We start from the raw sequence: 14692 nt of genomic DNA, 5'->3' as shown, positions 1-14692 counted from the left end.
AGCTTCTGTCATGCGTCCAGCTCGAGCATCACCGTCGCCAATGGCGGCAGGGTGATGGCGGCGGCTATTCTTCCGTTTGCGTGCTTGCGGGCCTCGACGGCGCCGCCGTTCCCCTTGCCGCTGCCGCCATAGATCTCGGCATCGGTGTTGAGGATTTCCCGCCACCGGCCCTCCACCGGCAGTGGCACCCCATAGCCCTCGCGGTAGACGGGGGTGAAGTTGGTGATGATGGCGATCGGCTTTTCGCCGGGCGCCTTGCGCAGCCAGGCGAAGACCGAGTTGTCGCGGTCGTCGGCGATCAGCCATTCGAAGCCTTCGCCCTCGCAGTCGCGGGCATGGAGCGCGGCCTTGCGGCGATAGGTGCCGTTGAGGTCGCGCACGAGCCGGCGCATGCCTTCGTGCAGCGGATATTCGAGCAGGTTCCAGTCGAGCGAGCGGGCCTCGCTCCATTCCTGCCACTGGGCGAATTCCTGGCCCATGAAGAGCAGCTTCTTGCCGGGATAGCCCCACATGAAGCCGTAATAGGCCCTGAGATTGGCGAATTTCTGCCAGTCGTCGCCGGTCATCTTGGCGATCAGCGAACCCTTGCCGTGCACCACCTCGTCATGGCTGAGCGGCAGCACGAAGTTCTCCGTGAAGGCATAGAGCAGGCCGAAGGTCATGTCGTTATGGTGGAACTTTCGGTGCACCGGCTCGCGCGAGAGATATTGCAGCGTGTCGTGCATGAAGCCCATGTTCCACTTGAAGCCGAAGCCCAGCCCGCCTTCATGCACGGGGTGCGAGACTTTCGGCCAGGAGGTGGATTCCTCCGCGATGGTCAGGATGCCGGGATGGCCGGCATAGACGTGGCGGTTCATGGACTGCAGGAAGCGAACGGCTTCCAGGTTCTCGTTGCCGCCATATTCGTTCGGCACCCATTCGCCGTGCTTGCGCGAATAGTCGAGATAGAGCATCGAGGCGACCGCATCGACGCGCAGGCCGTCGAGATGGAACTTCTCCGCCCAGTAGAGCGCGTTGTTGATGAGGTAGGAGAGCACTTCGGCGCGGCCGAAATTGTAGATCGCCGTGTTCCAGTCCGGGTGGAAGCCCTGGCGCGGGTCGGCATGCTCGTAGAGCGCGGTGCCGTCGAAGCGGCCGAGGCCGTGCGCGTCCGTCGGGAAATGCGCCGGCACCCAGTCGAGGATGACGCCGATGCCGACCTTGTGGCAGCCGTTGACGAAACGGGCGAAGCCTTCCGGCTCACCGAAGCGGGCGGTCGGGGAATAGAGGCCGGTCGTCTGGTAGCCCCAGGACGGGTCGAAGGGATACTCGGAGATCGGCAGGAACTCGATATGGGTGAAGCCCATGTCGACGCAATAGGGGATGAGATGGTCGGCCAGCTCGTCCCAGGTCAGGAACGCCCCGTCGCCATGGCGCTGCCAGGAGCCGGCATGGACCTCGTAGATCGAGATCGGCTGGCGGCGGGCATCCGCGGAGGCCCAATGGGCAAGGTGCGCCTCGTCCTCCCAGGCCTGGTCGATCGGGCCGGTCGTCATCGAGGCATTGTTGGGGCGCAGTTCCGAGCGGCGGGCGAAGGGGTCGGCCTTGAGCGGCAGGACCTCGCCGTTCATGCCGACGATCTCGAACTTGTAGGCGTGGCCTTCGTTAATGCCCGGTAGGAAGACTTCCCAGATGCCGGTGTCGCGGCGAAGGCGCATCGGGTTCCGCCGCCCGTCCCATTCGTTGAAATTGCCGACGACGGAGACGCGCTTGGCATTCGGCGCCCAGACGGCGAAGTGGAAGCCCTCGACGCCTTCCAGCGTCATCGGATGGGCGCCCATCTTGTCGAAGAGGCGAAGATGCGAGCCCTCGCGGATATAGTAGTCGTCCATCGGGCCGAGCACGGGGCCGAAGCTGTAGGGATCGACGACGGTCCATTCCCCGCCGGCATTGCGGGCGCGGTAGCGGACCGGCTGGAGCTTTTTCGCCGCGACCTCGCCGGCGAAGATGCCGGCCTCGGCGACGCGCGTCAGCGTGCCGATCTCCTTGCCGGACAAGGTTTCGACCGCCACCTCGCTCGCCCCGGGCAGGAAGCAGCGGGCGATGAACGTGTTGCCGGACGCGTGAAGGCCCAGCACTGCGAACGGGTCCCAGTGCCTTCCCTCCAAGATCGCGTCGATGTCCGCCTTCGCCAGAAGCTCTGACGGTTGTTCCGTCGTGCCTTTTTTTGGCGGTGCGGTCATCAGGCTCTCCAGATTTCCGTTGCGTATTGGCGGATGGTGCGGTCGGAGGAGAACCAGCCCATGCGGGCGGTGTTCCTTATCGTTTTCGCGTACCAGGAGGGCTTGTCGGTCCAGATGGCGTCGACCTCGCGCTGGGCTTTCGCATAGGCGTCGAAATCGGCCGCCACCATGAACCAGTCGTGATTGTAGATGCCGTCGACGAGGCCGGTGAAGCGGTTGCGGTCATCCGGAGAGAAGACGCCGGAGGAAATGGCGGCGAGCGCCTGGGAAAGCTCCCGCGACTGCTCGATGATGGCGCGGGGATTGTGCCCCTCGGCGCGCACTTTCGCCACCTCTTCGGCGGTCATGCCGAAGATAACGATGTTCTCCGCGCCGACATGGTCGCGCATCTCGACATTGGCACCGTCGAGCGTACCGATGGTCAGCGCGCCGTTGAGGGCGAACTTCATGTTGCCGGTGCCCGAGGCTTCCATGCCGGCCGTCGAAATCTGCTCGGAAAGGTCGGCGGCGGGCACCATGATCTCGGCGAGCGAGACATTGTAGTTCGGCACGAAGACGACCTTGAGCAGGCCGCGCACGGCCGGGTCGTTGTTGATCACCTTCGCCACGTCGTTGGCGAGCTTGATGATCAGCTTGGCATTGTGATAGCTCGGCGCCGCCTTGCCCGCGAAGAGTTTTACGCGCGGCACCCAGTCGAGCTCCGGATGCGAGCGGATCTGGTCGTAGAGCGCGACGGCCTCGATGATGTTGAGGAGCTGGCGCTTGTATTCGTGGATGCGCTTGATCTGGATGTCGAACATCGCGGCGGGATCGATGCGCACGCCCATACGGCTGCCGACGAGGTTCGCGAGGCGGTTCTTGTTCTCCCGCTTGATCGCGGCAAAGCGCCCCTGGAAATCCCGGTTGTCGGCGAAGGCGTCGAGCGCCGTCAGCGCCTCGGCATCGTCCATGAAGGCGTCGCCGATGGATTCGCGGATCAGCTCGAACAGGCCCGGATTGCACTGCATCAGCCAGCGGCGCGGCGTGATGCCGTTCGTCTTGTTGTTGATGCGGTCGGGATAGAGCTTGTGCAGGTCGGCGAAGACCGTTTCCTTCATCAGTTCGGTATGAAGGGCCGACACGCCGTTGATCGAGTGCGAGCCGACGAAGGCGAGATTGCCCATGCGCACGCGGCGCTCGCCGGATTCCTCGATCAGCGAGATGTTGCGGATGCGCTGGTCCTCAAAGCCCTTTTCCTTGCGGGCCTCGACGAGAATCTTGGCGTTGATCGCATAGACGATCTGCATGTGGCGCGGCAGAAGGCGCTCGAAGAGCGGCACCGGCCAGCTTTCCAGCGCTTCCGGCAGGAGCGTGTGATTGGTGTAGGAGAAAGTGCGGCGGGCCAGATCCCAGGCGATATCGAAATCGAGGCCGTGCACATCGGTGAGCAGGCGCACCAGCTCGGCGACGGAAACGGCGGGGTGCGTGTCGTTGAGCTGGATGGCGACGGCGTCCGGCAGGGAGCTGAAATCCGGGTATTGCTGGAGGTGGCGGCGCAGGATGTCCTGCAGCGAGGCCGAACAGAAGAAGAATTCCTGGCGCAGGCGCAGTTCCTGGCCGGCGGGCGTGGCATCGGCCGGATAGAGCACGCGCGTCAGGCTTTCGGCCTTGTTGCTCTCTCGAAGGGCGCCGATATGGTCGCCGGCATTGAAGGCGTCGAGCAGGATCGGGTCGATGGGATTGGCCGACCACAGGCGCAGCGTGTTGACGCGCTTGGCGTGCCAGCCGACGGCCGGCGTGTCATAGGCCGTCGCGATGACGCGCTCGGCGGGCTTCCAGACGAAACGCTGCTTGTCCTCGCCGATATTGATCGTCTCCACGGCACCGCCGAAGCCGATCTCGTAGGAGCTTTCGCGCCGCTCGAATTCCCAGGGGTTGCCGTGGGCGAGCCATGTCTCGGGTAGTTCCACCTGCCAGCCATCCGCCATCTGCTGGCGGAAGAGGCCGTGCACGTAGCGGATGCCGTAGCCATAGGCGGGCACGTCGACGGTCGCCATGCTCTCCATGAAGCAGGCGGCGAGGCGTCCGAGGCCGCCATTGCCGAGCGCGGCATCGGGCTCCAGCTCGGCGATGACGTCGAGATCGACGCCGAGCGAGGCGAGCGCATGGCGCATTTCGTCCAAAATGCCGATATTCGTCATGGCGTCGCGCATCAGGCGGCCGATGAGGAACTCCAGCGAGAGATAGTAGACGCGCTTCGATCCGGTGGAATAGGTGCGGCGCGTGGAGTCCATCCACTTGTCGGTGACGCGGTCGCGCGCCACGAGGATCGCAGCGGTCAGCCAGTCATGCGGCTTGGCGACTTTCGGGTCCTTGCCGATGCGGTATTTGAGGCGTTCGAGAAGTTCTGTGGCGAGCTGTTCACGGTCCGATGATCGAGGGGCGGGGGCAAGGTCGTTATTGATTACCCTGTTCATCATCGGCGAACCTTGCCCCTTTGCATTCTCAGCGTTCGATCAGTCGAAAATCGCGTTTAAATCAATTTATGCATCTATCCGAAGCGCTTGCAATATGCCTTTTCAAGAAAGGGCGCATGCATTTTCGACAGGGCTGAAACAGCTCCGAGAGATGAAAAAGCCCGCCGAGTGGAGCACGGCGGGCTTCGTTCATCAAAGGAAAGCGCCGGTTATTTCGTGACGCGGGCGATCACCTGCGAAGCCTGCTGACCGATGGTCTTGAACGCCGCCAGAAGGTCGGCGGTGCTCTCGGCGGCGAAGTAGTGGTTCGTTGTGGTGGCGCAATATTGCAGCAGGGCCTGGCCACGGCTCGGCGCCATGAAGGCGATCGTGTAGACTTCGATATTGTTTGCCTTCGCCTTGTCGCACTCCGTCTTCGTGTCTGTGTCGGCGGATGCGATGTTGTTGTCGCCGTCGGTCATGAAGATAATGTATTTCGACGGCACCTGACCGTTGCCGGCCTTGTTCTTGTGCTCGGTCTCTTCCGTGCCGCTTGTCAGGCTGTTGTAGGCGATGGTGAAGGCGGGGGCCGAGTTGGTGTTGCCGCTGGCGGTCAGCGCGTTGACGTACTTGAGGACACCTGCCGTTCCCCAGGCGAGATCCGTGGGTGACTGGGCTGAGCTGTTGTACGATACGGCGCCGGTGCGCACGAAAATTGCCTTGGGATCGGCAGTATCGAGTTGCTTGAGAAGATCCTGCGTGGCGAGCTGCAGCGAGGCTATGCGTGTCAGCTTGGTCGTGCAGGTCTTGTTCGGATCCTTCTTCGTAGGGCAAGCATAGGTCGTCGTGCTGTTCGTCTGTTCGCCCATCGAGCCGGAGCGGTCGAGTACGAAATACATCGACAGGGCATTCTTCGATTCCGTGCCGCTCTCTGCCGATCCGCTCGCGGCGATCTGCTTCGAGGTCTGGCCGAAAAGACGTGTCAGCGGGTTGAGCTGGAGCTCGTAACCTGTCGCAACATTGATCTTGAAGGTCTTGCCGCCGGAGGCTTCGGTCGTTTCCGTGATGTCGATGGTCGTGGCCGAGGTCAGGTCGCTCTTGCCGGGCAGGGTGCCGCTCAGCTGCGTCTTGAAGAATTTCAGCGCGATTTCCTTGGCTTCCGCGACAGTCTTCTTGTCGTTGGAAAGCGCCGAGGCGGCGGCCAGCGAGGCGGAGTCGACCGCATCCTGCAGCTCGGCCTTGGTCAGCACCATGTTGGTGAGGTCCATCGCAAAGCCCCCGGCACCCAGGATGACCGGGAGGGCGAAGGCCGTCATCATCGCGAAATTGCCGCGGCGGTCATCCCGCAAGCGGGCAAGCAGGCTGCGTCTTTCCGTCATCTTCTTCATGAGACTTCACTCAACATCGTCATAATGTGGGGTGAAGCTACCAGCGAAGTGTTATTCAACGGTTCGAGCGCGTGGTATAGTTTTCGTAAAATTGCGCGGGTCCCGAAATCCCGCCGCCTGTCGCTGTTTCCAAACGGGAATTCACGATGCCGGCCGTACCGGGATGACGTCGACGGCCTGGTTCGTCTGATGCTGACCATAGCCCTTCAGGACGCCGATGACGGGGGCGACGTCGGCATAGTCGCGGCCATAGGCGACGACGATATGGTCGGTGCCGGCGGGGATGTCGTTGGTGGGGTCGAGTTCCATCCAGCCGTTCACCCGTCCGCCCCAGTAGCGCACCCAGGCATGCATGGCGTCCGCGCCTTCCAGCCGCTCCTTGCCCGGCGGGGGAATGGTGCGCAGGAACCCGCTGACATAGCCGGCGGGGATGCCGAGGCTGCGCAGCGCCACGATCATCACGTGGGAGAAATCCTGGCAGACGCCGCGTTTCAGCTTGAAGGCCTCGCGCGGGGTCGTGTCGACGCTTGTCGCCTTCGGGTCGTAGGTGAAATCCTTGTGGATGCGGGCACAGAGCGCTGTCGCGATGGCGCGGACCGTCATGCCGGGTTTGGCGATGGCGCGGGCATATTCGGCGATCTCCGGGCAGTCCTTCAGCCGCGGGCTCGGGCCGGTATAGTGGTGCGGCGAACCGGCGTCGAGCGACCAATAGCCGGCGATATCCTCCGGCAGCTCGGTGACACGGGGGGAGAGGTCGGCGGTGGCTTCCGGCGCATCGACCTGCACGCGTGCCTGCATGCGGATGTCCAGCCGCTCGTGCTGGCTGCGGAAGAGGATCGCGCTCATCGGGTTTTCGAAGAAGTCGTGATGGTCGACCCGCTCGCCCGGGCCGGGCGTGACGCCGACCGTGCCGGCGACGAGGCGCTGGCGGCCTTCGATGGAGAGCGGCAGAACGCGCACGATATGCCGGCCGCCGGAAACCGGCGTGTCATAGAGATAGCTGATATGGAGGTTGACGTCGTAGAGCATGGTTCGGCGCCTCCTCCCCGCTCAGCTCAGATAGGTTTGCGCGAGAATGTCGGAGAGCTTTTCCATCTCCGTCTCGAGGCGTTTGTAGACAGCGTCCGTCATCGTCTCCGGCGTCATCACCGCCAGCCCCGCGTGAAGGCGCATGGCCTCGCGGTAGAAGGGCGACATCTGGCCGTTCGAATAGGCGTTCGGCAATTGCTCGATCTCGTTCTTGATCTCGTTCAATTGGTAGAGGATCGAGCGCGGATTGAGCGCGTCGAGCGCCAGCAGGTCAGTCACGGTCAGGCGCGCGGTCGCCACGTTGTAGCGGCGGCGATGGGTCATGACGCTGTCGCCGATCTCCAGCAGCATGTCGAGCGCGCCGTCCGGTGCATCCTCGCCGGACATGTGCCCGAGCAGGCGCGTCATGTGCAGGCCGCGTTCGAGATAACGGCCGATGGACAGGAACCGCCAGCCGGTGAAGCGATACATGTTCTCGTGCACGAGGCCGGCGAAGCCCGCGAGCTTGCGCAGCAGCACCGTCATGGCGCGGGTCGCATCGTCGCCGGGCTGGATGCTGACATGGAAGCGGCGGGCGGTCTTCGACAGGTCGTTGAGCGCGAGCCAGCCATCCGGCGAGAAGCGGTCGCGAATGTTGCTGGCGGAGAAGACGGCGCTGTCGATGTTGCGGATGAGGCTCGTCGGCACGGCTTCGGACGTGTCGATGTCGAGCGCGTCGAGATATTCGCTGACATCCTTCAGGAGCGGCTGTTGTGGGTCGGCATATTCGGCGTAGCGGCCATGCCAGGCGCGCAGGATGCGCAGCGCGCCTTCCGCCCGTTCGATATAGCGGCCGAGCCAGAAGAGGTTGTCGGCCGCGCGGCTCGGCAGGCTGCCGGGCATGTTGCGGGTGAATTCTTCCTCGGCGGGCAGGAGCGAGGTGCGCTCGACGGGCTTGCGGCTGACGATCCAGACATCGGCGGCCGAGCCGCCTTCCTGCATGGCGATGGCCGCGACATTGTCGCCCGAGCCGATGCGGGCGAAGCCGCCGGGCATGATCTGCCAGCCGTCGCGGGTGCGGGCGGCGAAGACGCGCAGCGACATCGGCCGTGGCACCAGCTTGCCATCGACGAAGGCGGGCGTGGTGGAGAGGGTGACGGCTTCCTGGCCGACGAGCTTGGCACCGTCCGTCGCCAGCCATTCGGCGATGGATTGCTTGGCCGTGTCGCGCAGGCTGGAGCCGAGCACGGACTGGGCGTTGTCGTCGAAGAAGGGGCGCGTGGAATAGGCCGGGCCGATGACCATGCGCTCGATATTGGCCGCGACGTGCTCGCGCTCATCCTTCTGGCCGCACCACCACGTTGCGATGGAGGGCAGGCGCTGCTCCTCCCCGAGCAGGTGCCGGCAGATATTCGGCAGGAAGGCGAGGAAGGCGCGGGTTTCGACGATGCCCGCGCCGAGCGCGTTGACGAAGGTGACGGAGCCGGAGCGCAGCGCTTCGACCATGCCGGGCGTGCCGATATGGGAGTTCTGGTTCAGCTCGAGCGGATCGGCAAAGGCGGCATCGAGACGGCGCCAGAGCACGCCGATGGGCTTGAGGCCCGCGACCGTGCGCACCATGACCTTGCCGTCGACGACCGTCAGGTCCTCGCCTTCCAGCAGCATGAAGCCGAGATAGCGGGCGATATAAGCGTGTTCGAAATAGGTTTCGTTGGCAAGGCCGGGTGTCAGGACGGCGATGCGGTCGTCCGCCGCCTTGCCCGCCTGCAGCGCGTTGCGGAAGGCGCCAAAGAAGCCGGCGAGGCGATGGGCGTGGGTTTCGGCATAGACGTCGGAGAAGGCGCGGGTCGTCGCCACGCGGTTTTCCAATGCGAAGCCGGCGCCGGAAGGGGCCTGGGTGCGATCGGAAAGGACCCACCAGTTGCCATCCGGGCCACGGCCGATCTCGAAGGAGACGAAGTGCAGGAAATGCCGTCCGGCCGGCTGCACGCCGACGAGCGGGCGCAGGAACTCGTCGTTGGAGGCGACGAGGGCAGGGGGCAGCAGGCCGTTGGCGACGAGTTCGTTCCTGCCGTAGATATCGGCGATGACGGCTTCCAGCAGTTCCGCGCGCTGGACAAGGCCGCGCGAAAGATTTTCCCATTCGGCCTCGTCGATGATGACGGGAACGTGGGAGAGCGGCCAGGCGCGGTCGGTGACGGCCTCCTTGCCATAGGCGCGGTAGAAGACGCCGGCATCGCGCAGATACCGGTCGGCGCGGGCGAAGCGGCCAGCCAGCTCGGTTTCGTCCATGCGCTCGAGCGCGTTGAGAAGGGCACGCCAGACAGGGCGCACGACGCCGTCGGTGTCGACCATTTCGTCGGCGACGCCGGGAAGGGGCGCATAGGCGCGCGCGGATGCTTCCGCCGCCTCGGCCTCGATGCGTTCCGCTTCCGCAGTCGTGGTCTTCAATCAATGTCTCCTAGGAAGCTTTCGTATTTCCGCCGTCTTCGAAATGCGGAAATGCTCCAGCTCTTTGTCTCGCGCAATTCCAGACGCAAAACCGCTGCGCACTTTTGCAGGAATTGCCTTAGATGCCGGGCGGCCGGCGCAGATCCAGCGTCAGCGGGAAATCCGCCGGCGGTGTTTCCGGCCACAGCGTATAACCGCCGGCCCTGTGCCCCCAGGGCTCGAACCGCGCCAGCCGGCGCGCCTCGGCCTCGTTGCCGTTTACCGGGAAGGTGTCATAGTTGCGTCCGCCCGGATGGGCAACGTGGTAAATGCAGCCCCCGATCGCTCTCCGCGACCATGTATCATAAATGTCGAAAGTAAGCGGTGTGTTGACGGGCAGCACCGGATGAAGGCCCGAGGCGGGCTGCCATGCCTTGAAGCGGACGCCCGCTACCGAGACACCCTTCGTGCCCGCCGACCTCAATGGCATCGGCCGGCCGTTGCAGGCGACGGTGTAGCGCTCGGGATTGGTCGTCTCCAGCTTGACCTGCAGGCGCTCGACGGAGCTGTCGACATAGCGCACCGTGCCGCCGATCGCGCCCTGCTCACCCATGACATGCCAGGGCTCCAGCGCCTGCCGCAGTTCCAGGTTCGCGCCCTCGTATTCCACCTCGCCGCAGAAGGGGAAGCGGAATTCGAGCTGGGCGGAGAACCATTCCGGGCGCAGCTCGAAGCCGTTCGCCTTGAGGTCGGCAAGGACGTCGAGGAAATCCTGCCAGACGTAGTGCGGCAGCATGAAACGGTCGTGCAGCGTGGTGCCCCAGCGCACGAAACCGCCCTGCGCGGGGTTCTGCCAGAAGCGGGCGATGAGGGCGCGGATGAGGAGCTGCTGGGCAAGGCTCATGCGGGCATTCGGCGGCATCTCGAAGCCGCGGAACTCGACGAGGCCGAGGCGGCCGGTCGGTCCATCCGGCGAGAAGAGCTTGTCGATGCAGATTTCCGAGCGATGCGTGTTGCCGGTGACATCAGTCAGGAGGTTGCGGAACAGTCGGTCGACGAGCCAGGGCAGCGGCGGCTGGCCTTCGCCGGGCGGCGGCACCTGCGAGAGCGCGATTTCCAGCTCGTAGAGCGAATCGTGCCGGGCCTCGTCGATGCGCGGGGCCTGGCTGGTCGGGCCGATGAAAAGACCGGAGAAGAGGTAGGAGAGCGAGGGGTGGCGCTGCCAGTGCAGCACGAGGCTCTTCAGGAGGTCCGGGCGGCGCAGGAACGGGCTGTCGTTCGGGTTCGCGCCACCGACGACCACATGGTTGCCGCCGCCGGTGCCGGTGTGGCGGCCGTCGATCATGAACTTGTCCGCGCCGAGACGGGACTGGCGGGCTTCCTCGTAGATCGCCGTGGTGATGTCGACGCAGTCGTCCCAGTTGGAGGCCGGGTGGATGTTGACTTCGATGACGCCGGGATCGGGCGCGACGCGGATCACGTTGAGGCGTTCGTCATGCGGCGGGGCATAGCCCTCGATATGGACCGGCAGGCCGATCGCGGCGGCGGCGCGCTCGGCGGAGGCGATGAGGTCGAGATACTCCTCGACGCTGACGGTCGGCGGCATGAAGACGCAGAGCCGGCCGTCGCGCGGCTCGACCGAGATGGCGGTGCGCACATAGCCGCCGATCTCGTCGGTGGATTGTGGCACCTGCGGCTGCTGGCCCTTGAAGGGCTGGAAATGTGCGGTTTTCTGCGGGCGACCCGCGTCTTCCGCGTAGTCCGGCAGTTCGTCGCGTTCGATGGTGGGGTCCATCGGGTTTATGTAGGGATAGACGGCCGGCGAGAGCCAGGGCAGCGAATTCAGCGGCAGGCGGTAGCCGACGGGGCTGTCGCCGGGCACGAGGAAGAGGCGGCCGCGGCGGGTCTGCCACTTCTCGCTCGACCATCGACGGCCGCTGGCGCGGGAATTCCACGCCTGGACGGGCAGCACATAGCCGGTCGGGCGGGTGAGGCCGCGCTCGAAGACGCGGGCGATGCGGCTGCGCTCCTCGGCATCCTCCAGCTTCGAGTTGGAGGGGTCGACGTTATTGGGAAGGTTCGCCTCCTTGACCAGCCATTCGGCGGGGTCCTCGAAGGCGGGCACCACGTTTTCGGCGGGAATGTCGAGTTCGCTCGCAATCGCGGTGAGGAGCCGTCCGGCGTCGTCTTCCGTCACCGGGCGCGGTGCGCCTTCCTCGGCGATGAGGTCCGGGTTCTGCCAGATCGGCTTGCCGTCGCGCCGCCAGTAGAGCGAGAAGGTCCAGCGCGGCAGGCTTTCGCCGGGATACCATTTGCCCTGCCCGTAATGCAGGAAGCCGCCGGGCGCGAATTTTTCTCGCAGGCGCCGGATCAGCTGGTCTGCCTTCTCGCGCTTGGTGGGGCCGACGGCGGCGGTGTTCCATTCGGCGGATTCGAAATCGTCGATGGAGACGAAGGTCGGCTCGCCGCCCATGGTGAGGCGCACGTCGCTCTCGGCGAGGACGCCGTCCACTTCGCGGCCGAGCGCGTTCAGCGCCTCCCAGCTTTCGTCGGAGAAGGGCTTGGTGATGCGCGGATGCTCGGCGACGCGGGTGACCGTCATCGCGAAGTCGAATTCGGTATTCGCCTCGCCGAAATAGCCGCCGCTGATCGGTGCGGCGTTGCGGTAATGCGGGGTGGCGGCGAGCGGGATATGGCTTTCGCCGGTCAGGAGGCCCGAAGTCGGGTCGAGGCCGATCCAGCCGGCACCGGGAATATAGACCTCGCACCAGGCATGAAGGTCGGTGAAGTCCACCTCGGTGCCGGAGGGGCCGTCGAGCGCCTTGAGATCGGGCGTCAGCTGGATGAGGTAGCCGGAGACGAAGCGGGCGGCGAGGCCGAGATTGCGCAGGATCTGCACGAGCAGCCAGCTCGAATCGCGGCAGGAACCGCGGGCGATGCTCAGCGTCTCCTCGGGCGATTGCACGCCGGGTTCCATGCGGATGACGTAGCCGATTTCCTGCTGCAGCCGCGCATTGAGGCCGACGACCATGTCGACGGTGCGCTGGCGGGAGCGGTCGACGGTCTTCATGAAGGCTTCGAGCGCGGGCGTCAGCGGTTCGGGCGTCCGGTAGATCTTCAGGTCCTCGACGAGATCGGCCGGATAGTCGAAGGGCCAGTGCTCGGCCTCCTCCTCTACGAAGAAGTCGAAGGGGTTGTAGACCGTCATGTCGGCGACGAGGTCGATCTCGATCTTCAGTTCCGTCACCGGATCGGGGAAGACGTAGCGGGCGAGATAGTTGCCGTAGGGATCCTGCTGGAGGTTCACGAAGTGGTTTTCGGGTGTGACCTTCAGCGAATGGCTGATCACCTTGGTCTTGGAATGCGCCGCCGGTTTCAGCCGGATGATCTGGGGTCCGAGACGGACCGGGTTGTCGTATTTGTAGTGGGTAAGGTGGTAGATGCCGGCCTTGATCGACATACGTGCTTTTTCCCCTCGGTGACGGTCTCGTGCCGTCATCGAAGGGAGTTTGTGCAATGCGAAGACAGATTGCAAGCGTCATCGCGCTTGCCGGCTCCGATGGGGCGGAATGCCCGTGTCGCCCGAGGTTCAGCGGGTTGCCGCGACCAGCGAGAAATGGGCGCCCTGCGGATCGAGGCAATTGACGATCCACGCGCCGCCGGGCACTTCCATCGGGTCCATCAGGATCCGGCCGCCGCCGTCCGTCACCCGCCTTATCGCGGCATCCAGTCCCTCGACCACGAAATAGTAGCCCCAGAAGGGCGGGGCGGGCAGGTCCGCCGGCTTGGTCATCATGCCGCCGATGGCGTTGCCGCCGCGCACCGCGAAGGTCTGGTAGATGCCCATGCCGCCTTCCGACATGTCCACGGCCCTGTCCTTCGTCCAGCCGAAGGTCTTTGCGTAGAAGTCCCAGTCGCTGTCGAGGTCGCCGGCCATCAGCTCGTTCCAGCCGATATGGCCGGGCGTCATCATGCCGGGCTGTTCCGGACCTTCGTCCTTCGTGCTGAAGAGCGAGAAGACCGCGCCGTGCGGGTCGGCGGCGACTGCGAAGCGGCCGACGCCGGGAATGTCTTGCGGCTGGCGGTGGACCTGGCCGCCATTGGCGACGATGTCCTTCAGCGTCTTTTCGAGATCGTCGGAGAAGATGTAGCCGATCCAGAGCGGCGGCATGCCCTTCGCCTCGGCGGGAATATCCATCAGGCCGGCGACCTGGCTTTCGCCGGCATAGGCGAGGGTGTAGTTCATGCCCGGCATGCCGGAATCCTTCGTCGTCCAGCCGATGACCGACGCATAGAAGCGTTCGGCGGCGGACACGTCCGGGGTCATCAGTTCGTACCAGCAGAACCTGCCATAATCCTTGTGCATCGGTCTTTCCTCTTGTCCGTGGTCGCGGGTTGGTCAGTCGCAGCAGGATTGCACCTTTTGCGCGCCGGCATATTCGTCCTTCCGTTTGACGAAACTGAGGGTGCCGGTCTCGTTGCGGCCCTTGGGCGCGCGGTCGAGGATCATCAGCGTGCCGAGCGCCTCCTCGCCGCCACGGGCGTAGTCGGAATAGGTATGATAGACGATGCCGTCCTCATCCTTGAAAAAAGCGCTGAGGCCGGGAAGCTCGTCATGGGCATCCGCCGCGTCTGTCTCGCGGTAATTGTACATGACCTTGCCGCTAGCCAGCTCCTCCTTCGTGAAGGAAACGTGGTAATCGAAGTTGAAATCGCTGCCATGGGAGGAGACCCACGGGAATTTCCAGCCCATGCGCTTCCTGTAGGCCTCCAGCTTTTCCAGCGGCGTGCGGGAGACGGCGATCATCGTGACGTCGTGATTGTTGAGATGCGGCAGCATGCCGTCGATATGATCCGCCATGAAGGAGCAGCCGGGGCAACCGGCGTCCCAATCCGGGCCATACATGAAGTGGTAGACGATGAGCTGGCTGCGGCCGTCGAAGAGGTCCGCCAACGTTTTGCGGCCTTGCGGCGTCTCGAAGGTATAGGTCTTGTCGACCTTGACCCAGGGAAGGGCGAGGCGTTCGGCGCGCACCTTGTCGCGCAGCCTGGTTTCCTCCTTCTCCAGGGCCAGCAGGGTCTTGCGGGCGTTCAGCCACGTCTCCCGGGATACGATATCGTGGTTCGGTCTCATGCTCGGAACTCCTCCTTCACGGGCTTTCGACAAATGAGTTGGTATCAACATTTATCGTGGATGTCAAAGCGGCGC

The 14692-nt window shown here is 64.5% G+C and carries 8 protein-coding genes; all 8 read right to left on the bottom strand.

The genetic code is table 11. The annotated features are described in order from the left end of the window. Positions 1 to 8: 8 nt before the first annotated feature. The 8 genes from glgB to ACZ48C_RS12370 all read right to left on the bottom strand — a co-directional run bounded on the left by glgB (position 9) and on the right by ACZ48C_RS12370 (position 14617). Positions 9 to 2222 carry a 1,4-alpha-glucan branching protein GlgB gene (glgB, locus tag ACZ48C_RS12405; protein WP_464781271.1) on the bottom strand — a complete coding sequence of 738 codons (2214 nt, stop codon included), beginning with the start codon at positions 2220 to 2222 and terminating at the stop codon, positions 9 to 11. Next, positions 2222 to 4681 (bottom strand): glycogen/starch/alpha-glucan phosphorylase, encoded by a 2460-nt coding sequence (locus ACZ48C_RS12400; protein WP_464781270.1) that lies wholly within the window; start codon positions 4679 to 4681, stop codon positions 2222 to 2224. Before ACZ48C_RS12400 ends, glgB begins: the two co-directional genes overlap by 1 nt. 206 nt (positions 4682 to 4887) lie before the next feature. Next, complete coding sequence (locus tag ACZ48C_RS12395; RefSeq protein ID WP_464781269.1) at positions 4888 to 6045, bottom strand: vWA domain-containing protein; 1158 nt, start codon at positions 6043 to 6045, stop codon at positions 4888 to 4890. A 141-nt stretch (positions 6046 to 6186) separates the two neighbouring features. Continuing rightward, positions 6187 to 7074: a transglutaminase family protein gene (locus ACZ48C_RS12390; RefSeq protein ID WP_464781268.1), complete on the bottom strand. Its 888-nt coding sequence runs from the start codon at positions 7072 to 7074 to the stop codon at positions 6187 to 6189. A gap of 21 nt (positions 7075 to 7095) precedes the next feature. Continuing rightward, entirely contained in the window at positions 7096 to 9474 is a 2379-nt protein-coding gene (locus tag ACZ48C_RS12385) for a circularly permuted type 2 ATP-grasp protein (protein ID WP_464782808.1), read from the bottom strand. Between the two features lie 148 nt (positions 9475 to 9622). Then, positions 9623 to 12943: a transglutaminase family protein gene (locus tag ACZ48C_RS12380; protein WP_464781267.1), complete on the bottom strand. Its 3321-nt coding sequence runs from the start codon at positions 12941 to 12943 to the stop codon at positions 9623 to 9625. Positions 12944 to 13072: 129 nt separating this feature from the next. After that, positions 13073 to 13849 carry a VOC family protein gene (locus ACZ48C_RS12375; RefSeq protein ID WP_464781266.1) on the bottom strand — a complete coding sequence of 259 codons (777 nt, stop codon included), beginning with the start codon at positions 13847 to 13849 and terminating at the stop codon, positions 13073 to 13075. 33 nt (positions 13850 to 13882) lie between these two features. Continuing rightward, complete coding sequence (locus ACZ48C_RS12370) at positions 13883 to 14617, bottom strand: DUF899 domain-containing protein (protein WP_464781265.1); 735 nt, start codon at positions 14615 to 14617, stop codon at positions 13883 to 13885. Positions 14618 to 14692 lie beyond the last annotated feature (75 nt).

Source organism: Shinella sp. 1A1, assembly GCF_055379515.1.
The sequence above is the reverse complement of the archived record's forward strand: the minus strand, read 5'-3'. Positions and strand labels throughout refer to the sequence as shown.

What these genes read in the sequence shown, in the direction of transcription:
- glgB (WP_464781271.1), bottom strand. Translation starts at nt 2,222, where the DNA reads ATGACCGCACCGCCAAAAAAAGGCACGACGGAACAACCGTCAGAGCTT.
- ACZ48C_RS12400 (WP_464781270.1), bottom strand. Translation starts at nt 4,681, where the DNA reads ATGATGAACAGGGTAATCAATAACGACCTTGCCCCCGCCCCTCGATCA.
- ACZ48C_RS12395 (WP_464781269.1), bottom strand. Translation starts at nt 6,045, where the DNA reads ATGAAGAAGATGACGGAAAGACGCAGCCTGCTTGCCCGCTTGCGGGAT.
- ACZ48C_RS12390 (WP_464781268.1), bottom strand. Translation starts at nt 7,074, where the DNA reads ATGCTCTACGACGTCAACCTCCATATCAGCTATCTCTATGACACGCCG.
- ACZ48C_RS12380 (WP_464781267.1), bottom strand. Translation starts at nt 12,943, where the DNA reads ATGTCGATCAAGGCCGGCATCTACCACCTTACCCACTACAAATACGAC.
- ACZ48C_RS12375 (WP_464781266.1), bottom strand. Translation starts at nt 13,849, where the DNA reads ATGCACAAGGATTATGGCAGGTTCTGCTGGTACGAACTGATGACCCCG.
- ACZ48C_RS12370 (WP_464781265.1), bottom strand. Translation starts at nt 14,617, where the DNA reads ATGAGACCGAACCACGATATCGTATCCCGGGAGACGTGGCTGAACGCC.